Here is a 20,295-nt window from a genome sequence, read left to right as displayed (position 1 = left end):
AATCGAATCACAATAAGTTAACTTTCTTTATGAAACAGCTTTTTCAGCTTATTCACATAGCGTTTAAATGGCCAAGTAAACTGCTTCACAAAACTGTTTGGAATTTTATAGCCGACTGTGCCATATACACTGGCCAAATGATTAGGCATATAAATCGATTTAAAAATCACGTCATAAAGCGGAATAAAGGCTGCATAATTTTTATCAATCGCAGGCTTTTCAGAAGAATGATGCCAGTGATGAAATTCAGGTGTTGCGATCAGCCAGCGCAGATAGGGAAAGCGGAAACGCACGTTGGAGTGAATAAAAATGGCATGGAAAGAAATAAAGACCAAATAAGCAAAGACCGCAGAGGTATGAAAACCTAACAGAAAAATTGGTAAGGTTGCGATAAAACGGGTCATTAACACTTCAACAATGTGTAAGCGTGAAGAGGCTAGCCAGTCCATTTGTTCGGTTGAATGGTGAATGGCATGAAAGCGCCATAAAAAATTCACTTCATGCATCGCACGGTGTAACCAATAGGTGGTGAAGTCCACCACGATCAATAGTTCAATAAACTGCAACCAAATTGGCTGTGCCTGCACATAAGGCACAATCGGGTTATTGGGAATATGCGTGATCCAATACTGAATCGGCATGACCGTTAAAAACGAAAAAAGCTGAATGCCAATATGGCTAAACATGAAATATTTCATGTCTGTGACCCAGCCAACGCGCAGAATTTTCTGTTCAGTGTTCTTTGCAAAGAATCCTTCAAGCGGTATAAAGACTAAAGTAAGGATAATTAGCGTAATAACGAAATAATCAAAACCTGCATAAAAGGGTAGGGCTGGCAATGTCGGTGCTTTGATCAGTCCACAGCCTAAAATAGCTGCTAAAATGGTGATACACAAACCATAAAAACCATATTTATTCTGTTTAATGATCGCACTATAGGTACCAAAACCAGCACTAACGACGATACCGAACAGTAGGGTGTAGTAGAAAACATCATAGTGTTTGCTATATAGCGGGCGTAGTTCTGGTGTGGTGAGCACAGTGGGGAATAAAAAACATAAAGCAGCAAAAATACCCAAAAAGCCTAAGGAAACAGAAAGAAATGCACTGATCTTGCCTTGCCCAGCATTGAGTTGTAGGTTTTCAAATTTTTTTCTAAGTTGATCTGTCATTTTAATTTAATTCTGAATTTTAGGAGTTTTGTCAGAGTTCACTTGAGGGGGGGGAACGTGAAAACAGAGGTTAAATTTTAGCGGTATTGCAACTGTTCAGCAATCTTATCTAAAAATATCAAGTAATCCTTCACGGTTATCCATTTGATTTTGAATTTTGATGTTCTATTTCAGGGCTGGAGGTTGCAATCATTAAAAAATTAACTAAGATATATCTTTGTAATTTAAAGTTGTATCTTATTTATGTCTAAAGCACAAAAAGTTGAACCCTTCGCTGATTTGGAAATAGCGCCAGTGTTACGTAAGCAGCGCCTATTTGAAGCGGGTCAGATGAAACTTTTAGCCTTACATCTCATTTCATTTGCACCTAAATATGGCTATGACCTCATTAAAGAGGTGGGTGAAATTGTGGGAGGGGGTTATTGCCCAAGTGCAGGAACGATCTATCCCACCTTGAATTATTTGGAAGAGCAACAGTTTGTTCAGGTCGCGTTAGATGATGCTCAACGCAAGCAATACCGGATAACGGCCTTGGGGGTGGGGCAACTTGGGGCTGAGCAAGCAAGTGTGGAAAAGATTTTATCTCGTTTTGATACGCGTAAACAGATTCAAAATAATGAACAATATCTTGATATTAAACGTGCGATGGAAAACCTCAAAGCTTCTTTAAAGCTCAAGATCCAATACAGTGAGCTGAGCCCTGAACAAATTCGTGCTATTGCAGAACAAATCGATCAAGCAGCAGTGAATATTGCACGTCTCTAGGAAAACAGAATGAAACAACATACTTATGAAGTCACACTCAAACACATTGCAGATGCTCAAGGCAACCCGTCGACCTATACTGATACTTTGAGTTTTAACACCTATAACCACGACGATATTTTTAAAGTGTTACAGGTGATTCAAAACAGTCAAATGCTGGATGATGAAGCAGCGAAATCATTTGCTGTTGGTTTAAAGCTCTTTAGTGAGGTGATGCTGGAGCATAAACACCTTCCACTCTTTAAAGACTTTATGCCACATTTTGGGCAGTTTATGAAAGCTTTAAAACAAACCGTTAAAACGCAAAGCCAAAGCTAATTTTTATTTACTCAGGTCGATTATGTTCAACACGCTCCCCAAAATTCATATCAAACATTTAAATTGGTTAATGCCTTTATTGCTTTCAGGTCTGATGAGTGGGTCTATTTCTGGTTTTAACTTACTGCTAAATAAAGGCTTAGTGCATAATTTCTTCCATCTGTGGCTCAAAAGCTGGAGCTTATCTTGGTTGATTGCATTTCCTCTAATTATGGTGTTTTTGCCTTTGGTTCGTAAATTTCTAATGCAGTTTGTGTCTTTGCCTGATCAGCCACGCAACTGAATACCTGTGTTTTTCATCTGGCCCTAATCGTTCTACGTAATGTTTGAGAGGGATGTCGAGTGCAGTTGCATTGATGTCGCAGCTTGCTTTTTTTATCAATAATCAGCGCTATCACGCAGCAAAATAGGCTGCAGACTATACATAAGTACGGTGTTCTTCATTTCAATTTATTTCTATGATCAAATAGGTCTATGAAACTTGAAAAATATCGCAAGAGTTAGGAATAAATCATGTCACAAACAACGATGCAACAGGTCATTATTACAGAGCCGGGTGGTGTGGATAAGCTGGCATATGAAACAGTGACTATCCCTGAAGCAAAAGCAGATGAGGTTCTGGTTAAGGTCCATGCGTTTGGTATTAACCGTCCAGATATTTTACAGCGTCAAGGTTTATATCCAATGCCGCCTGGGGTAACACAAGTGCCGGGGCTTGAGGTTGCAGGTGAGGTCGTTGCAATTGGAGCTGAAGTTACCCAGTTTAAATTAGGCGATAAAGTTTGTGGTTTGACCAATGGTGGTGGTTATGCAGAGTATTGTGTGGTTCCACAAAGCCAAACTTTACATATTCCAGAAAATGTAAGCTTTGTGGAAGCGGCGGCTATTCCTGAAACTTTTTTCACGGTCTGGGCGAATGTGTTCCAAATGGGTAAAGCCAAAGCAGGGGAAGTGGTGTTGGTACATGGTGGAACCAGTGGTATTGGCACCACGGCACTCATGCTATGTAAAGCATTGGGCATTAAAACCTTTGCAACCGTCGGCAGCGATGAAAAAGTACAAGCTATTGCGAATTTGACAGATGCCATCAATTATAAAACCCAAGACTTTGAACACGAGATCAATGAGAAAACGGATAATGCGGGTGTTGATGTTATTTTAGATATGGTGGGTGCACCGTATTTAGAAAAGAATTTGAACTTGCTCCGCCGCGATGGACGTTTGGTTTATATTGCCTTTTTAGGTGGTGCAAAAGCCAAAGAGGTTAAGTTGGGGCAAATTATGATGAAGCGCTTAACCATCACGGGTTCGACCATGCGTGCACGAAATACGGCTGAGAAGGCTGAGATTGCACAAGGTTTACAAGATCATGTAGCACCACTATGGGCCAAAGGCCAGTGCTTGCCAATGATTTATCAAACTTTTGAGTTCGATCAGATTCAAGCAGCGCATGCGTGCATGGATACGGGTGAGCACGTGGGTAAAGTTGTGGTAAAAATTCTGTAATATTTCTATAGTATAAAAAGTAGAGCTGACCTAGTGTCAGCTTTTCTTTTGTCTAAAATTTTCCAAAAAATAAAAATAATGTACTGAAAACAGAAAATAATTTCACAAAGATTAAAAAATGATAACTGTTCGACACAACCTGTCAAAACCGTGGTGTAAATTTGCAACTAAATTTAAACCTAACAAATTTACGTGGTTTTAAATGAAAAATAAAACAGAAAAGAGGGTTGTCATGAAAATTTTATCGACATCATATACACATGCACATGGTTTCCGTGCGCTCAAGCGCTTGCATAAGGCGGTTATCTATAATAGTGTTTTACCTGATGAGTTACACAAGTTGTATAAAGCCTTAATTCATTTTGAGCGCTATATAGAGCGATTAGCGCATCAGCAAACCGCTGTAAAGAAGAAGAAATCTAACAAACATTGATCACTTTTGTTGACAAAAACATGACATAGCTTGAAAGCTGACCGTTTGTCTTTTACTTAATATTATTCAGTGATTTATATTGAATATAATGCTTAGGCATTTAACTATAAATAAAGACACAACATTGATTGTGCAGCGAGGGCAATATGAAGCGTAAAGCTTCAACACATGAACGCCTTGCGGAGCGTTTAGCAAATATTTTGACTAAATTAAATACTGGGTATCAATTGGGGGTTGCAGAACTAGCACATGAATTTCAGGTGAGTACGCGAACAATAGAGCGAGATTTTGATCGTCTCAATACGTATTTGCCTTTACTTCAAGATGAATATACCAAGAAGTACTTTTTAGATCCTGTTTATCTTGGGCGCTTTAAGCTACAAGACATTCAGAACTTTGCGCAGCTTTCTGGGATCAGTGAGCTCTATCCATCTCTAGATATGTCTTTTCTACGTGGCCTGCTTGATGAGCGAGCGAATCAAGTGTTCTCTGCCAAAGGTTATTATTATGAAAATGCACAGCAATTTGCTGAACATTTTCAGGTTTTTGCGGGCGCGATTCATAAGCGTCAAAAAATCAGTTTTATTTATAATGATCGTTTGCGCCATGTTGACCCGTATCGTTTAATTCATCATCAGGGAAGTTGGTATTTGGCTGCAGCTGTAGCTGATGAATTACGTGCTTATCGTTTAAGTAAAATAGATCAAGTGGTTGTACATGAGTCGGAGCTTTTCGAACACCATTTAGAAGTTTTGACCCAATTAGAGCTCAGTGAGGGGATTTGGTTTGCAAAGCATAAGCAAACGGTGAAAATATCGGTTCGGCCTGAAGTTGCCTTATATTTTAAGCAACGTTTGTTATTGCCAGAGCAACAAATCGTACTAGAAGATGTATCGGGTGGTTTATTAATTGATTGTCAAATTTGCCATGAAATGCAACTTTTACCTTTGGTGCGTTATTGGATTCCATACATTAAAATTATTGAGCCAGCTCATTTTCAAGAAAAATTAGAACAAGATCTGCAACATTATTTATTACCACCCTTATCGTGATAAACGAATGAGATATTATTTTTAAGAGAGTCAATGTGCTCTCTTTTTTGTGCATTGCATTATGCTTTTTCTGTAGGCATAAAAAAACCAGCTTAACGCTGGGTTCTTTATATGCACCATACTTAGAAGTATAAGAATGGTGCCCGAGGCCAGACTCGAACTGGCACGCTTTGTGGGCGGGGGATTTTAAATCCCCTGTGTCTACCGATTTCACCACTCGGGCTTTAACAAGATGGAGGCGGAGGTCGGAATCGAACCGGCGTCCACGGAGTTGCAGTCCGCTGCATGACCACTCTGCCACCCCGCCGCGTCTTGTTGATGCGTATATTAGCAAGCTCTGAAAAAAAAACAATAGTGCTTTCATTCGTATGCGCATAAAAACAGCATATAGCGAAAAATATTTAAAATTATCATGTATTATGTGCAAAATTGATTCATATCAACACTTGGAGATGTGCCGTGACATTAGTTTTAGATGGTCGTGCATTGGCAAAAAAAATTGAAGCTGACTTGTTAACTCGCGTTGAAGCGCTCAAAGCAAAATCAGGTCGTACCCCAATTCTTGCGACTATTTTGGTGGGTGACGATGGTGCATCTGCAACTTATGTACGTATGAAAGGAAATGCCTGCCGTCGTGTTGGTATGGACTCACTTAAAGTTGAACTTCCAAAAGAGACCACCACTGAACAATTGTTGGCAGAAATTGAAAAACTGAATGCAAATCCTGATGTTCACGGTATTTTGCTTCAACATCCAGTGCCTGAACAAATTGATGAGCGTGCATGTTTTGATGCAATTTCTCTTGCAAAAGATGTGGATGGCGTAACGTGTCTTGGTTTTGGTCGTATGGCCATGGGTGAAGCAGCATATGGTTCTGCGACACCTGCAGGTATTATGACTATTTTGCAAGAAAACAATATCGAAATTGCTGGAAAGCATGCTGTTGTTGTAGGACGTTCTGCAATTTTGGGTAAGCCAATGGCTGCGATGTTACTTCAAGCCAATGCGACCGTAACGATCTGCCACTCACGTACTCAGAACTTAGCTGACTTTGTGAAACAAGCCGATATTATCGTGGGTGCGGTTGGTAAGGCAGAATTGATTCAAAAAGATTGGATCAAACAAGGTGCAGTGGTTGTTGATGCTGGTTTCCATCCACGTGATGGTGGTGGTGTAGGCGACATTCAATTGGTCGGTATTGAAGAAGTGGCTTCTGCGTACACACCTGTTCCAGGTGGTGTTGGCCCAATGACGATTACGACACTAATTCGTCAAACAGTTGAAGCGGCTGAGAAAGCTTTAGGTTAATTTTTATAAGACTCTAAAATCAGTTTTATGATGGTTTGGGAGTCGTGACATCGTCATTTGCTGTTGTTCGAGGCCGGACTAAATTTGATAAAAATGTTTCTGCGAAGCATTAAATAAATGATGATTTCAGTCGAGTTCAGCAAATGGCAATGGTTTTGCCTACTTTTGTCGAAACAAAAGTAGGTCGAACCGAAGGTTATGCATATCATGCGTCTTAATGTGTAAGACTCCGTCGTGCGTTTATTAAAAAATTCTACAAATATAAAATGTCCATGAGCTGTACTTTCCAATTCCCTAAAGCCCCAGATCATTTACTTCAAGCCCTGCATGAAGTGATTCCACAGTGTGAATTGCTTGCGCAGCAGCTTCCTGAAACATCTATTTCCTTGTGGCTCATTCCTCCTGTATTTCCAACCGATAAACTGGATGATGAAATCATTCGCCGTATTTGGAATGAAACGCCATATTGGATCTTTTGTTGGGCTTCAGGCCTAGCCATGGCGCAGTGGTTACTGGCAGAGCCTCATCATGTCAAAGATAAGGTGGTGTTGGATTTTGGCGCAGGTTCAGGTGTAGTGGCGATTGCAGCCAAAATGGCGGGTGCAAAACGTGTGATTTGTTGCGATATTGATGCAGTTAGTTTAGATGCTTGCCGTGCCAATGCGGAACTCAATAACGTAGAGCTAGAGTATTTGGATGATTTATATCAATCGGGACTAGTTGATGTTCTATTGGCTGCCGATGTTTTATATGACCAATGCAATCGTTTCTTTTTAGATGAGTTTTTAAAGTTTGCACCTGAGGTTTGGGTGGCAGATAGCCGTGTTAAAAATTTTAGTCATCCGCAATACATAAAGCTTGATGAGCGTAGTGCCACAACTTGGCCAGATCTAGATGAGTCACTAGAGTTTCGCAATGTGAGTTTTTATCGAACGTTGAATGTTCAAAAAGGGCACTAAGCCCTTTTTATATATCAGAAGGTCTTAAGAGCACGTATAGCGTACAACATGTAGTGTGCTTGGTCGTGCTTCAAGTGACTCGCGTGTTGCAAAGTTTTCACCTTGGTGTAAGTCGGGTGTATTGCTTAATCCAAAAGTGGCACGGCTTTGACCAATTTGGCGGCCATATTCGGGAACATCTGCTGCAGTATTAGGAATTTCATTAATACTTAAAATCGCCAATTTATAATTCTTTTGTGAGCCTAAAACCTTTTGGCAAGCACGTTGTAATTTGTTTTCATCGAGTTGCTGATTTTTACGAGCAGCAAGCGTATAAGCAAGGGTAGCGCTCGACGCTGATTGATGTTCAATTTGATAGCCAATATTGCCATTGTATTGGCGAGGCGTGCTTTGACATGCAGATACTGCTAAAACGATACAGCTTAAGCCTAAAAGTTTATACGTATTTTTCATATAAAAAGTTCCTAACATTATTCTTGTTCTTAGTATGCCATACACAGGTGTAATTCACGATATTTCAATCAATCAAGTTTCGGTAAAAAAATTGATCAAACATAAAAAAATGCCTTCATTCGAGAAGGCATTTTTTATGTTTAGCTTCTTAACTTACATGCTTACTTTAAGCATCAATGATCGGTAATCATGCTGTGCTTTTTGGTGTCTTTCATAAAGATGTAAGTCAGTAGGGATAAACCAATCATGAAGGTGATGTAGTAAAAGAAGTAGTTTTCATGTCCTGCATTTTTAAAGCTCAACGCCACAAGTTCTGCTGTACCACCAAAGATAGTATTGGCAATCGCATAAGGCAGGGCAACCCCTAGTGCACGAATATGTGCTGGAAAGAGCTCTGCTTTGACTACGGCATTAATTGCGGTATAACCCGTTACAATTACCATACCGCTCATACATAGCATAAATGCGGTTGTTGGGCTGCTGGTTGAACCTAGACCGTTGAAAATTGGAATTGTGAAGAGTACGCCCAATACACCAAAAGTGATCATAATTGGTTTACGACCAATTTTATCAGACAGTGCACCCACAACAGGCTGTAATAGCATGAAGACAAAGATTGCTGCTGTGGTGATTTCTGTTGCTGTAGTTTTCTCAAAACCTGAGGTGTTAACCAAGTATTTTTGTAAATACGTAGTAAAGGTGTTAAATGCCAGTGTTCCACCCGCAGTCAGCATAATCACAGTGAACGCTTGCTTTGGATATTTAGTAAATAAAGCAAGTGCACTTGATTTTGGGCCGCCATTTTTAGCTTGTTCCTGTGCATCTTTTGAAGATTGGGTTTCAACCAAACCACGACGAATCCAGAACACCACAATGGCAAGTACAGCACCAATGAAGAAGGGAATACGCCAGCCCCATTCAGATAACTGTGCTTCGCTCATGGTGCGTTGTAAAATGATCAACACACACAGCGCCAAGAGCTGACCAGAAATGAGGGTCACATACTGAAAACTAGAGAAGAAACCACGATGGTTTTTACCAGCCATTTCCGTTAAATAGGTTGCGCTTGAACCGTATTCTCCACCGACACTTAAACCTTGCAATAAACGGGCAAAAAGCAATAAGGCAGGTGCGAGCATACCCACACTGGCATAGGTGGGTGCACAAGCAATAATCAAAGATCCCACACACATTAAAGATACAGACAGGGTAAGACCTGATTTACGTCCTTTACGGTCTGCATAAATGCCCATGATCCACGCGCCAATAGGACGCATCAGGAAGCCTAGTGCAAAGACGGCAGCAGCTTGTAAAAGTTTTACCGTGTCATCCCCTTCAGGGAAAAACTGTGGCGCGAAATATAAGGTAAATGCGGCATAGACATACCAGTCATACCATTCAACTAAGTTGCCAGCTGAACCACCGAGAATCGATTTTAAGCGGGTCTTTTTATCGATGCTTACTGGAGCAGCTTGGGGAGATAGATCAGTCACAAAAATTTCCCAAAGAGAAGTTCGGAAAATACATCTTTTAACTTTTTTAAGTAGAAAAAGTTAAAACAATATATTTTAAGATTAAACAAAAAATTCTGTTTCGTTATACGCCCCTTATCCTTGGACTTCATTCGACTTTAGTCTAAATGTTGGTATGATTTATATGCTGTTAAGTTTTTCTAATGAATATCTTTATTTTAATGGGAAATTATCATTTTACTTATCTAAAACAAACTCTTGTGATTTTTTAATGTGTGAATAGTCAATTAAAATACAAGAGGTTATAGTGCTTTTTTATTTTATGGTGAATGTTGATTTTTAGAAAAGAAAGTGTTTTTTAGCTTGGAAATTAGTCGATTTTTCACTGAATAGTCAAAATTAAAAATTAAATTGTAAAAATAGATACGGTTATTAATTTATTTAGATTAACGAATTTTCTCTGATTTGACTGGCTTTGGAATATGACAAGGTTGGATTTTGATGTTAAGTTTAGCGTGAAGAACAAAAATAACACAATAACTCAACGAGAGAGGTGGATATGCAAGACACAGATGCCATTTATGATATTGCCGTTGTGGGCGCGGGCATCAATGGGGTGGGCATTGCAAATGACGCTGTAGGGCGCGGTTTAAGTGTTTTCGTCTGCGAAAAAGATGATTTAGCCAGTCATACGTCTTCAGCCAGTAGCAAGCTCATTCATGGTGGATTGCGTTATCTCGAACAAAAAGAATTTCGTTTGGTGCGTGAAGCGCTATTAGAGCGTGAAGTACTGTTAAAAAAAGCCCCACATTTGATCCATCCTATGCGTTTTATTATGCCGCATTTACCTTATTTGCGTCCTGCGTGGTTGATTCGTTCAGGCTTGTTTATCTATGACTATTTGGCAAAACGAGAAACATTAGAGGGCTCGGAGCTTGTTCATTTTAATCTCGATAGCCCGTTAAAAGACACCATTAAGCGTGGTTTTGAATATTCGGACTGTACTGTAGATGATGCGCGTTTGGTGGTGGTTAATGCAATCCAAGCACATGAGCTGGGGGCTCAAATTCGAACACAAACGCGATGCGTTTCTGCGGTTCAGCAGGAGGGTGTGTGGTGTCTAACCTTAGAGCATCAAAAACAACACTATCAAATTAAAGCTCGAAGCTTAGTCAATGCAACGGGTGCATGGGTCACAGATTTTATTCAACAACAACTGTTCCAGACACCAAAGGCGGGTATTCGATTGGTTCAGGGCAGTCATATCATTGTGAAGCGTATATACCCTGAGCAGCATGCATTTATTTTGCAAAATGACGATCAACGCATTGTGTTTGTGACTCCTTATTTAGATGAATACAGCCTGATTGGTACCACGGACGTAGAGTTTGAGGGGGATGCAAATCATGTCCATATCACCGAGCAGGAAACGGCTTATTTGATTGATGTGATTAATGACCATTTCAAGCTTCAATTACAGCAAGAAGATGTAATCTCAAGCTTTGCAGGTGTAAGGGCATTGTATGATGATGCAAGTACACAAGCCTCTAAAGTGACACGTGATTATGTACTGGCGATATCTAAACCTGTTGCGGATGAAGCACCATTATTATCTGTTTATGGTGGAAAGTTAACGACTTATCGAAAGTTGGCGGAAGCGGCTTTGCTACAGCTAAAACGTTATTTCCCACACATGAAGGCGGAATGGACGGCTGAGGCAAAACTCCCAGGTGCGGAAGGTTTTAGTTCAGTTGAGGTTTTATGTGCAGAGTTGATGCATGAAATCAAAGGGCTAGAGTCTCAAACAGCGCATCGTTGGGCAAACAGTTATGGTAGTCGAGTGTGGCATATGCTCGGTGAGAACAAAGATGTACAAACTTTAGGGCAGTCTTTTGGCCATGGTTTGTATCAGCAAGAAGTGGATTATGTGGTGAAACGTGAGTGGGCCATCAGCAGTGAAGATATTTTAAAACGCCGGACTAAGCTGTATTTAAAATTTGATGTACTAGAAACTCAAGCTTTAGACCTCTACTTGCAGGATTTACACCTGCGTCGTCTGCAAGAGGATGCTGCATAGTATTGATTGTGTCAGGTTACAGTTGATTTCGTTCTATTAAAAAAGCCGCTATTGCGGCTTTTTTAGATTTAAACTTTGATACCGCCGAGCTGTTTACAGTCTACAGGTGTCTTCCATTTTACAGCCGTTCCCCCCAAACGACTGGGCGAACAATACGCCAAGGCCAAAAGCCAAAACGTTGGCTGGCATTGTAATTATTGACGACGTAACATCGACTTGATTGTGCACGTTCAGCAAAACGCGGATAGAGTTCAACCACGCTGCCATAAGTGCCCTTAGCGACTTTGCTGAGCTTTTGATTTCAAAATTGAGTTGAATCCGGTGTGCCTTTGATTGCGCAAATATGAAGTTGTGGTTACTTCTGTGTAAGCCATGTCTAGCGTGATAAATTTTTGTTGAGTTATAAAGTTTTAAAATTATAAAGAGATTAAAAAAAAAGACCGCTTACGCGGTCTTTTTTTGCTTAATTTAAAGATTAAGCAGATTGCTTAACAGCATCTAAAAGTTCGTTTTGACGAGCTTTAAGTGCAGCTGGTAGGCGTTCACCAAGTTTGTCGAATAGTTCAGTGTGGCTTTCAAGCTCTTTGATCCATTGATCTTTGTCTTGAGAAGTCACAAGGTCAAACTGGGCTTTAGTGAAGTCAGAACCTGTCCAGTTCAACTGTTCATACGTTGGAACTAAACCAATTGGTGTTTCAACTGCATCAGCACGGCCTTCACAACGGTCAATGATCCACTCAAGAACACGCATGTTTTGACCGAAACCAGGCCATACGAAGTTGCCTTCAGCATCACGACGGAACCAGTTCACGTTGTAGATGCCCGGAAGTTTGTTGCCCGCAGCTTTAGCTTTTGCTGCTACTTCTTCACCAAGCTCTAACCAGTGAGAGAAGTAATCCGCCATGTTGTAACCCGCAAATGGAAGCATTGCGAATGGGTCACGACGAACAATACCTTGTTGACCAACAGCAGCAGCAGTTGTTTCAGAGCCCATAGTTGCAGCTTTGTAAACACCATCTACCCAGTCAAATGCTTCTGAAATTAGAGGCACTGTGTCCGCACGGCGACCACCAAAGATAAACGCTGAGATTGGAACACCCGCTGGATTTTCCCAGTCAGCATCAATAGAAGGACATTGACCTGCTGAAACAGTGAAGCGCGCATTTGGATGAGCCGCTTTTTCTGCGCCAGTGTGAGGCTGACCTTTCCAGTTAGTCAGGTTAGCAGGTGCTTCTTTAGAAAGACCTTCCCACCATACTTCACCGTTGTCAGTTACCGCAACGTTTGTATAAATCACGTCTTTGTGAAGTGTAGCCATACAGTTCGGGTTGGTCTTGGTATTTGTACCTGGCGCTACACCGAAGAAACCTGCTTCTGGGTTGATTGCGTATAAGCGACCGTCTTCACCTGGTTTGATCCAAGCAATATCGTCACCTACAGTTTCAATTTTCCAACCTTCGTAGCCTGCTGGTGGAATCAACATCGCGAAGTTTGTTTTACCACAAGCAGAAGGGAATGCCGCTGCGATGTAGTGTTTTTCACCTTGTGGATTAGTCACACCAAGGATCAGCATGTGTTCTGCTAACCAACCTTGTTGACGACCCATAGAAGACGCAATACGTAAAGCTAAGCATTTTTTACCTAACAATGCGTTACCGCCGTAACCAGAACCGTAAGACCAGATTTCACGTGTTTCTGGGTAATGCACGATGTATTTTTCAGGGTTGCAAGGCCATGCAACATCTTTTTCGCCATCAGCAAGCGGCGCACCAACAGTATGTACGCAAGGAATAAATTCACCGTCTGTACCAAGAACGTCATAAACAGCTTTACCCATGCGAGCCATTTTAGACATGCTAACTGCTACATATGGAGAGTCAGTTAATTCGATACCAATGTGCGCAATATGAGAACCCAATGGGCCCATAGAGAACGGTACTACATATAAAGTACGACCTGCCATTGAACCGTCAAACAAACCATTTAGGCGGGCACGCATTTCAGCAGGCTCTTCCCAGTTGTTTGTTGCACCAGCATCTTCTTGTTTTTCAGAGCAGATGTAAGTACGACCTTCAACACGAGCAACGTCAGAAGGATCAGAATTAGCAAGATAAGAACCAGGATGCGTTTCTTGGTTAAGCGCTTGCATTGTGCCGTTAGCGATCATCAAGTTGATATAACGTTGATATTCTTCTTCGCTGCCGTCACACCATTCAATTTTCGCTGGTTTTGTTAATTTTGCAATTTCTTCCACCCACGCAATAAGCTTAGGGTGACGAACGAATTCTGGTGCGTTCACTTGGGTCATGGTGAGGCCTATCTCAAATATGTACACGTTTGTACAAAGTACAATCTCAGCAATAAAATTTACTGCAGAGATGAAAAGATGAAAAAAAGTGGCTGTATTAAAGCATAATTTGATAAAAAAAATAAGACCAAAGGCGTATCTAAATTATGAACAGTTCGATGGGGTTGCTTCATTTTAACTATTAAAAAACAATAGTTTGGTTTGATTTTTTGCTTTTATTTTGTGTATTTATTATATTTATGAGGATTATTCATTTAAGATATTAGTATTAAAATCATGTATTTGCATTTATTTTGTGATTGAGATTTATTATTGATTAAATAAATGGTAGTCATTTGAATTTTACATAACAAAACTGTTAAGTGTTGAATATTTGGATAAAAATAGAGCAATTACTTCAAGTTTAGGTGCAAAATGTCAGAGCAACTCAAACCTTTATCACTTATTTATAATAAAAAATCAGGTTTTCATGCCGCAAATAAAGATGAAGTATATGAACAGTTGGTAGCAGATCTGAGTACCGCGGGTTTTGAAATACAGTCATTTGAGTTAAGTGAGTGCATGAACTTTGATCAGATGATGCAAGAGATTTTACTACGCCATCGTCAAGCGGAAAATGTAGGGGTCGTGGTTGCTGCAGGTGGGGATGGTACTTTAAATGCAGTTGCATCTAAATTGATGGGAACGGATATTCCCATGGGGATTTTGCCTCTAGGTACCTTTAACTATGTTGCGCGAGTGTTGAATATTCCGTTGGATTTATTAGAAGCGGCCAAAGCCATTAGTGAAGGGCAGCCACGTTCTGTACATGTGGCACAGTTCAATCAACATATATATCTGAACAATGCCAGTTTAGGGCTTTATCCTTTATTTATTCAAAAAAGAGAACAGTTTAATAAGCATTTTGGACGTTTTCCATTGCATGCGTATACCTCGGCATTGGATGTTCTCATCCGCGACCGTAAAGAGTTAAAACTTGAAATGGAAGTCGATGGACAGCGCTATCCAGTGAAAACGCCATTGATTTTCTTTGGCAATAATCAACTTCAACTGGCTGAAATGAAACTACGTATTGCCGAGGCGGCGGAAGCAGGCAAAGTGGCGGGCGTGGTAGTAGCAAAAAGTGATAAGCGGACTTTGTTCAAGACCTTATGGCAGATGATTAAAGGCAATTTGGATCAGGCTTCCGATGTCTATAGCTTTGCAGCAGATGAAGTGATTGTTCATTCAAAGCGTAATAAGCTCACGGTTGCGGTAGATGGAGAAATTGTCACGATGACACCACCGCTGAAAATTACAGTACGTAAGCATGCGCTGAATATCATGGTTCCCGCATGATTTTACATTTGTCAGATTTACACTTTGGGACCGAACGTGAAGCCTGTTTGCAGGCCATTCGTCAGTTATGTGAGGAGCATTCTTTTGAAGCAGTGGTGGTCAGTGGGGACTTGACCCAACGTGCGCGGTTTATTCAATTTTATGCTTGTCGGCAGTTTTTAGACAGTTTAAAGCTGCCGTATTTGGTGGTGCCGGGGAATCATGATATTCCGCTGTACCATGTGTGGAATCGTTTTTTCAGCCCTTTTGCACGTTATCAACTGTTTTTTGGGGGGATGGAAAACACCTTAGAAACTGAACATTTTTATGTCATTGGAGTGAATAGTATTCGTCGGCGCTACCATACGCGAGGGCATATTTCACTGAGCCAAATTCAAGAGATTGACCAGAAGTTGCAGCAAGCACCTGCATACAAAATTAAACTGATCGCCGCGCATCAGCCTTTTTATACTCCACCAGACCATAGTCATGGTGTGAAAGACTGTCCAATGCTTGGTCGTATTGCGTTGGAGCAATGGATCCAACATGGTTTAAATGGACTGTTACATGGGCATTTACACCACGCTGCCGTTTATGATTTGAATCAGATTTATCAACTTGGGGTATCGCATCCAGTGCTGGATATTCATGCAGGAACGGCAACGTCTTATCGTTTACATGCGGGCTTGCCCAATAGCTTGAATATTATTTTACCGAATGCCGATGTACAACATTTGAGCTTTAACGCTGCAACCAATCGCTTCGAGTTGATGCAGCAAAATACCTCAGATTGAATCGAGTGTTTAAACTTTGATGGGGTTTGCTTAAAAAGAGCGCAAAAATATAAAAATATTTTGTGTTTGCCCTTGAAGCGTTTTATTCCATCCCCACAAAAGTGTCATATCAAAATTTTGTTGATGACCTAGGAATAAGAAGTCATCTTCACATCGTAAACAACGGCATTTTGAAAATGTCTATGGAGCAAGAAATGAGCAAAATTCGTCCTTTACATGACAACGTTGTGATTCGCCGCGTAGAGAAAGAAACTAAAACTGCAGGTGGTTTAATTTTGAGTACTTCTGCTGCTGAACAGCCAGCTCAAGGTGAAATCATTGCAGTAGGTAATGGCAAAATTACAGACAATGGCGTTCGTGCTTTAGACGTAAAAGTGGGCGACAATGTACTGTTTGGTGCATATGCAGGCACTAAAGTTAAAGTCGAAGGCGAAGAACTTCTTGTGATGAAAGAGTCTGATATTTTAGCGGTTCTTGAAGGTTAATTCAGAACGTTCATTTGCTGTTTAAGCAATACAATTGATTAAAATTTAAGAATATTTGGAGTTTAGTATGTCAGCTAAAGACGTAAAATTTGGTGATTCAGCTCGTTCTAAAATGATTGCAGGCGTAAACGTGCTTGCAGATGCTGTAAAAGTAACTTTAGGTCCTAAAGGCCGTAATGTTGTGATCGACCGTTCTTTCGGTGCGCCGCACATCACTAAAGATGGTGTAACGGTTGCGAAAGAAATTTCTCTAAAAGACAAATTTGAGAACATGGGCGCTCAATTGGTTCGTGAAGTATCTTCTAAAACCAATGACATCGCGGGTGACGGTACAACAACTGCAACTGTACTAGCTCAAGCAATTTTAAATGAAGGCATCAAGTCTGTAACAGCGGGCATGAACCCAATGGACTTGAAACGCGGTATTGACCTGGCTGTTAAAGCATTGGTTGCTGAAATTAAAGCAACAGCAAAACCGGCTTCTGATACTAAAGCGATTGAACAAGTGGGTTCAATCTCTGCAAACTCTGACGAAACAGTAGGTAAACTCATTGCACAAGCAATGGAACGCGTAGGTAAAGAAGGCGTGATTACCGTTGAAGAAGGTTCAGGCTTTGAAGATGCTTTGGACGTTGTTGAAGGTATGCAGTTTGACCGTGGTTATATCAGCCCATACTTTGCAAACAAACAAGACACATTAACGGCTGAACTTGAAAATCCGTTCATCTTGCTTGTTGACAAAAAAATCAGCAACATCCGTGAATTAATTACTGTACTTGAAGCTGTAGCTAAAACAGGTAAACCACTTTTAATCATCGCTGAAGATGTTGAAGGTGAGGCCTTAGCTACACTTGTTGTTAACAACATGCGCGGAATTATCAAAGTATGTGCGGTTAAAGCACCTGGTTTTGGTGACCGTCGTAAAGCAATGTTACAAGACATCGCGATCTTGACGGGCGCGACTGTGATTTCTGAAGAAGTTGGCATGACTTTAGAGCAAGCTTCTCTTCAAGATTTAGGTACAGCGCACAAAATTACGGTATCTAAAGAAAACACTGTGATTGTTGACGGTGCTGGTGATGCAGCTCAAATTGCTGAACGTGTGACTCAAATCCGCGCGCAAATTGAAGAATCATCTTCAGAATACGACAAAGAAAAACTTCAAGAACGTGTTGCTAAATTGGCAGGCGGTGTAGCTGTAATCAAAATTGGTGCAGCGACTGAAGTTGAAATGAAAGAGAAGAAAGACCGTGTAGACGATGCGCTTCATGCAACACGTGCTGCGGTTGAAGAAGGTGTGGTTGCTGGTGGTGGTGTTGCACTGGTACGTGCTGCAGCTGCGCTTGATGGCGTAAATGGTGCGAATGACGATCAAAATGTAGGTATTAACATTTTACGTCGTGCGATTGAAGCACCACTTCGTCAAATCGTTGCCAATGCGGGTGATGAGCCTTCAGTTGTCATCAACGCTGTGAAAAATGGCGAAGGTAACTTCGGTTATAACGCTGCGACTTCTGAGTATGGCGATATGCTAGAAATGGGTATTCTTGACCCTGCGAAAGTAACGCGTTCCGCACTTGAACACGCTGCATCTGTAGCAGGTTTAATGTTGACAACTGAATGTATGATTACTGATGTTCCAGAAGACAAGCCAGCGATGCCTGATATGGGCGGCATGGGTGGTATGGGCGGAATGATGTAATTCTACCCCTAATTAAATAAGTGTTTGTAATTTATTCATAGTTACTCACATATATTTGAAAAAGAAAAAGGTCGCTCAATGAGCGGCCTTTTTTATTGTACTTTTTGATGTTTCTGACTGTGTCAAAAAACAAAAGATAAGACGGAGACGAGTCAGTGCATTAGGTATGAATGGAGCATTTAAAAATTCATTACTCAGCTTCGCTATTTATTAAAGTAGTCTATGTTGAAATTCTAAAAGTGAAGCTTCACTTTTTATAAAATACGTCTGGTTTAGGTTTAACTGAATGGTGTTTAGATTCGAACGATGACGTAGTTCAAGTATATAACGACCATAAAAAATGCAATTACCATTCTTTTGAGTGGTTTTTCTATTTTCAAAGTTTGATAACGTGCTCTACCAAGCAATGCAACTGTGTGAGATGGGTCAGTATTTTTCAGTATGCCAAAATTGGAATTGGCTGTTGATTTTTACTCTTACACAGTGGTTTTGCTGATGAAAATTAAGCTTAGGGATAAGAAGAGAATGAATTATAAAACATTGAAATTATCAAAAGATTTGCAAGGTCATCATATAGCAGCCTTCCTGTTGCATGTTTAACGGCAACGGTCACTCTGGTTAATCCATTCAAAAGAAAAAATGGCTTGGGTCTTTAGCTGACTTCATGCAGTGAATGGAATGAAACTACCAGATCTCTTTTCGCAAAATAACTTGTGTACATGGTTTTGTACAGTTGTGAATTTGTGCCTGAACGCTGAAAAAAATGAGGACTCTAAAAATGCGAATGATACCTATACAAGCTGAATCTCCGCCTTTAAGAAGCCTGCAAGTGCAGGGACAAACCTATCGCTATCACGTGATGATCAAACCCACTGGGGCACAGTGCAACTTAGATTGTAGTTATTGCTTCTATTTGCATAAACAAGACATGTTACAGCAACCCAAAGTTCCGCGTATGTCTGAGTCGATGCTTGAGTTACATATTAAGCAATATATCGAAGCGCAAACGGGCAATGAAGTGGTTTTCAGTTGGCAGGGTGGTGAGCCGACGCTTATGGGGTTAGAGTTTTTCCAGCAGGTGGTTGAACTGCAAAAAAAATATGCCAAACCTCATCAGCGTATTGAAAATGATTTACAAACCAATGGCACGTTACTAGATGAGGATTGGTGCGCATTTTTAAAAAAGCATGATTTTTTGGTGGGTTTATCTATAGATGGGCCTGCCGAGTTACATGATATCCATCGCTATAACAAAGGTGGAAAACCGACGCATGCCAAAGTCATGCAGGCTGCTGCGTTATTGCGCCAGTATCAAGTCCCCTTTAATGCCTTATGTGTGGTGAATCGTGATAATGCGAAACGACCGTTAGAGGTTTATCGTTTTATCCGCGATCAGGTGCAACCGTGTATGGTTCAACTGATTCCAGGAATGGAAAGTGCTCAGTTTCAGCAGACAGCACCAGGCCATTGGAATCCTCAAGATTTACCTAAATTGGGCAGTTCAGCAGCGCAGCCGGGCAGCTCAGACTCTGTGGTGACAGACTGGTCGATTGCTGCCGATGATTGGGGCATATTCCTTTCAACTGTGTGGAAAGAATGGTTGCAGAAAGACTTTGGGCAGGTCTTTATCGACCAGTTTGAAAACATGGTTTCCATGATGTTTGGCTATGGGGCGCAGAAATGTGTGACGGGTCAAATTTGTGGGAAATCATTGGCGGTCGAACACAATGGCGACCTCTTCTCTTGTGATCATTTTGTTTATCCCGAATATAAATTGGGCAACATTCACGAGATTCACCAAGGCGATTTAGTTTTTTCTGAGCGACAAAAGAAATTTGCATATGCCAAATCGAAGTCGCTGCCAGAATACTGCCAAAAATGTCCATATCTTCAATATTGCTGGGGCGATTGTCCAAAAGATCGGTTCCTCAAAACCCCAGATGGAGAGGCCGGTTTGCATTATCTTTGCTCAGGTTTAAAACGTTTTTTTCATACTGCACTTTTATCTAAAAATGAAATTGCTAAGCGGATATGACCGCATTAGGAAACTGTTGTCATTGGTATTTAGAAAAGCATTTTTATAAAAATTAAATGTGTAAGGAACTGATATTTTTTTTTTAGTGCTAATAGGGTTTGAAACAAGGATGAAAATTCGTTGTATACGAATGTGTTTA

At 40.7% G+C, this 20,295-nt stretch carries 19 protein-coding genes and 2 tRNA genes; 14 read left to right on the top strand and 7 right to left on the bottom strand.

Going from position 1 to position 20,295, the window contains the following annotated elements:
* Positions 1–17: 17 nt before the first annotated feature.
* Complete coding sequence (locus tag ACF8FD_RS07985; RefSeq protein WP_392453319.1) at positions 18–1,172, bottom strand: sterol desaturase family protein; 1,155 nt, start codon at positions 1,170–1,172, stop codon at positions 18–20.
* Positions 1,173–1,415: 243 nt separating this feature from the next.
* Here ACF8FD_RS07985 and ACF8FD_RS07980 point away from each other — a divergent pair, with 243 nt between their 5' ends.
* From ACF8FD_RS07980 to ACF8FD_RS07955, 6 genes are all read left to right on the top strand, one after another.
* The gene (locus ACF8FD_RS07980) at positions 1,416–1,937 is read left to right on the top strand and encodes a PadR family transcriptional regulator (protein WP_279678780.1); all 522 of its coding nucleotides are present in this window, start codon (positions 1,416–1,418) and stop codon (positions 1,935–1,937) included.
* Positions 1,938–1,946: 9 nt separating this feature from the next.
* Positions 1,947–2,255 (top strand): DUF3861 domain-containing protein, encoded by a 309-nt coding sequence (locus ACF8FD_RS07975; protein WP_279678781.1) that lies wholly within the window; start codon positions 1,947–1,949, stop codon positions 2,253–2,255.
* Positions 2,256–2,277: 22 nt separating this feature from the next.
* Positions 2,278–2,538 (top strand): DUF2798 domain-containing protein, encoded by a 261-nt coding sequence (locus ACF8FD_RS07970; protein ID WP_004694355.1) that lies wholly within the window; start codon positions 2,278–2,280, stop codon positions 2,536–2,538.
* 230 nt (positions 2,539–2,768) lie between these two features.
* Positions 2,769–3,761 carry an NAD(P)H-quinone oxidoreductase gene (locus tag ACF8FD_RS07965; protein ID WP_148826441.1) on the top strand — a complete coding sequence of 331 codons (993 nt, stop codon included), beginning with the start codon at positions 2,769–2,771 and terminating at the stop codon, positions 3,759–3,761.
* Positions 3,762–3,963: 202 nt separating this feature from the next.
* Positions 3,964–4,194, top strand: a complete 231-nt coding sequence (locus ACF8FD_RS07960; RefSeq protein ID WP_238953681.1) for a hypothetical protein — start codon at positions 3,964–3,966, stop codon at positions 4,192–4,194.
* A 146-nt stretch (positions 4,195–4,340) separates the two neighbouring features.
* The gene (locus tag ACF8FD_RS07955) at positions 4,341–5,246 is read left to right on the top strand and encodes a YafY family protein (RefSeq protein WP_218288021.1); all 906 of its coding nucleotides are present in this window, start codon (positions 4,341–4,343) and stop codon (positions 5,244–5,246) included.
* A gap of 137 nt (positions 5,247–5,383) precedes the next feature.
* On the opposite strand, the gene ACF8FD_RS07950 is transcribed toward ACF8FD_RS07955, so the two are convergent.
* Positions 5,384–5,469 (bottom strand) — tRNA-Leu (locus ACF8FD_RS07950).
* Positions 5,470–5,479: 10 nt separating this feature from the next.
* Positions 5,480–5,553, bottom strand: a tRNA-Cys gene (locus ACF8FD_RS07945).
* A gap of 152 nt (positions 5,554–5,705) precedes the next feature.
* On the opposite strand from ACF8FD_RS07945, the gene folD reads away from it, so the two are divergent.
* Together folD and ACF8FD_RS07935 are read left to right on the top strand one after the other, a co-directional pair.
* The gene (gene folD, locus ACF8FD_RS07940) at positions 5,706–6,554 is read left to right on the top strand and encodes a bifunctional methylenetetrahydrofolate dehydrogenase/methenyltetrahydrofolate cyclohydrolase FolD (RefSeq protein WP_348925053.1); all 849 of its coding nucleotides are present in this window, start codon (positions 5,706–5,708) and stop codon (positions 6,552–6,554) included.
* A gap of 272 nt (positions 6,555–6,826) precedes the next feature.
* Entirely contained in the window at positions 6,827–7,513 is a 687-nt protein-coding gene (locus ACF8FD_RS07935) for a methyltransferase (RefSeq protein WP_279678783.1), read from the top strand.
* A 24-nt stretch (positions 7,514–7,537) separates the two neighbouring features.
* On the opposite strand, the gene ACF8FD_RS07930 is transcribed toward ACF8FD_RS07935, so the two are convergent.
* Positions 7,538–7,966 (bottom strand): hypothetical protein, encoded by a 429-nt coding sequence (locus ACF8FD_RS07930; RefSeq protein WP_010326280.1) that lies wholly within the window; start codon positions 7,964–7,966, stop codon positions 7,538–7,540.
* Positions 7,967–8,139: 173 nt separating this feature from the next.
* Positions 8,140–9,459 carry an MFS transporter gene (locus tag ACF8FD_RS07925; RefSeq protein WP_062034098.1) on the bottom strand — a complete coding sequence of 440 codons (1,320 nt, stop codon included), beginning with the start codon at positions 9,457–9,459 and terminating at the stop codon, positions 8,140–8,142.
* Positions 9,460–9,997: 538 nt separating this feature from the next.
* On the opposite strand from ACF8FD_RS07925, the gene glpD reads away from it, so the two are divergent.
* Positions 9,998–11,515 (top strand): glycerol-3-phosphate dehydrogenase, encoded by a 1,518-nt coding sequence (glpD, locus tag ACF8FD_RS07920; RefSeq protein ID WP_392453318.1) that lies wholly within the window; start codon positions 9,998–10,000, stop codon positions 11,513–11,515.
* Between the two features lie 118 nt (positions 11,516–11,633).
* Here the strand turns inward: glpD and ACF8FD_RS07915 are convergent, their stop codons facing one another.
* Complete coding sequence (locus tag ACF8FD_RS07915) at positions 11,634–11,774, bottom strand: hypothetical protein (protein ID WP_392453317.1); 141 nt, start codon at positions 11,772–11,774, stop codon at positions 11,634–11,636.
* A 216-nt stretch (positions 11,775–11,990) separates the two neighbouring features.
* Complete coding sequence (locus tag ACF8FD_RS07910; RefSeq protein WP_062034095.1) at positions 11,991–13,823, bottom strand: phosphoenolpyruvate carboxykinase (GTP); 1,833 nt, start codon at positions 13,821–13,823, stop codon at positions 11,991–11,993.
* Between the two features lie 414 nt (positions 13,824–14,237).
* On the opposite strand from ACF8FD_RS07910, the gene ACF8FD_RS07905 reads away from it, so the two are divergent.
* From ACF8FD_RS07905 to ACF8FD_RS07885, 5 genes are all read left to right on the top strand, one after another.
* A complete protein-coding gene (locus ACF8FD_RS07905; RefSeq protein ID WP_234303862.1) occupies positions 14,238–15,161 on the top strand; it encodes a diacylglycerol kinase family protein in 924 nt (307 codons plus the stop codon).
* Entirely contained in the window at positions 15,158–15,934 is a 777-nt protein-coding gene (locus tag ACF8FD_RS07900; protein WP_234303861.1) for a metallophosphoesterase, read from the top strand. Before ACF8FD_RS07905 ends, ACF8FD_RS07900 begins: the two co-directional genes overlap by 4 nt.
* Before the next feature lie 194 nt (positions 15,935–16,128).
* A complete protein-coding gene (gene groES, locus ACF8FD_RS07895; protein ID WP_010326285.1) occupies positions 16,129–16,419 on the top strand; it encodes a co-chaperone GroES in 291 nt (96 codons plus the stop codon).
* Between the two features lie 67 nt (positions 16,420–16,486).
* Positions 16,487–18,121, top strand: a complete 1,635-nt coding sequence (groL, locus tag ACF8FD_RS07890) for a chaperonin GroEL (RefSeq protein ID WP_004694331.1) — start codon at positions 16,487–16,489, stop codon at positions 18,119–18,121.
* A gap of 778 nt (positions 18,122–18,899) precedes the next feature.
* Positions 18,900–20,156, top strand: coding sequence for an anaerobic sulfatase maturase (locus tag ACF8FD_RS07885; protein ID WP_279678785.1), 1,257 nt, complete (start codon positions 18,900–18,902; stop codon positions 20,154–20,156).
* Positions 20,157–20,295: the final 139 nt, after the last annotated feature.

It is taken from the genome of Acinetobacter sp. TYF_19 (assembly GCF_043105125.1).
Lineage (GTDB): Bacteria > Pseudomonadota > Gammaproteobacteria > Pseudomonadales > Moraxellaceae > Acinetobacter > Acinetobacter johnsonii.
Note: the sequence above shows the minus strand (reverse complement) of the source record. Positions and strands in the feature narration are given on the sequence as shown.

Excerpts from the sequence above, each read along its gene's own strand:
- ACF8FD_RS07985 (WP_392453319.1), bottom strand. The coding sequence starts at position 1,172 with ATGACAGATCAACTTAGAAAAAAATTTGAAAACCTACAACTCAATGCT.
- ACF8FD_RS07980 (WP_279678780.1), top strand. The coding sequence starts at position 1,416 with ATGTCTAAAGCACAAAAAGTTGAACCCTTCGCTGATTTGGAAATAGCG.
- ACF8FD_RS07975 (WP_279678781.1), top strand. The coding sequence starts at position 1,947 with ATGAAACAACATACTTATGAAGTCACACTCAAACACATTGCAGATGCT.
- ACF8FD_RS07970 (WP_004694355.1), top strand. The coding sequence starts at position 2,278 with ATGTTCAACACGCTCCCCAAAATTCATATCAAACATTTAAATTGGTTA.
- ACF8FD_RS07965 (WP_148826441.1), top strand. The coding sequence starts at position 2,769 with ATGTCACAAACAACGATGCAACAGGTCATTATTACAGAGCCGGGTGGT.
- ACF8FD_RS07960 (WP_238953681.1), top strand. The coding sequence starts at position 3,964 with ATGAAAAATAAAACAGAAAAGAGGGTTGTCATGAAAATTTTATCGACA.
- ACF8FD_RS07955 (WP_218288021.1), top strand. The coding sequence starts at position 4,341 with ATGAAGCGTAAAGCTTCAACACATGAACGCCTTGCGGAGCGTTTAGCA.
- ACF8FD_RS07935 (WP_279678783.1), top strand. The coding sequence starts at position 6,827 with ATGAGCTGTACTTTCCAATTCCCTAAAGCCCCAGATCATTTACTTCAA.
- ACF8FD_RS07930 (WP_010326280.1), bottom strand. The coding sequence starts at position 7,966 with ATGAAAAATACGTATAAACTTTTAGGCTTAAGCTGTATCGTTTTAGCA.
- glpD (WP_392453318.1), top strand. The coding sequence starts at position 9,998 with ATGCAAGACACAGATGCCATTTATGATATTGCCGTTGTGGGCGCGGGC.
- ACF8FD_RS07910 (WP_062034095.1), bottom strand. The coding sequence starts at position 13,823 with ATGACCCAAGTGAACGCACCAGAATTCGTTCGTCACCCTAAGCTTATT.
- ACF8FD_RS07905 (WP_234303862.1), top strand. The coding sequence starts at position 14,238 with ATGTCAGAGCAACTCAAACCTTTATCACTTATTTATAATAAAAAATCA.
- ACF8FD_RS07900 (WP_234303861.1), top strand. The coding sequence starts at position 15,158 with ATGATTTTACATTTGTCAGATTTACACTTTGGGACCGAACGTGAAGCC.
- groES (WP_010326285.1), top strand. The coding sequence starts at position 16,129 with ATGAGCAAAATTCGTCCTTTACATGACAACGTTGTGATTCGCCGCGTA.
- groL (WP_004694331.1), top strand. The coding sequence starts at position 16,487 with ATGTCAGCTAAAGACGTAAAATTTGGTGATTCAGCTCGTTCTAAAATG.
- ACF8FD_RS07885 (WP_279678785.1), top strand. The coding sequence starts at position 18,900 with ATGCGAATGATACCTATACAAGCTGAATCTCCGCCTTTAAGAAGCCTG.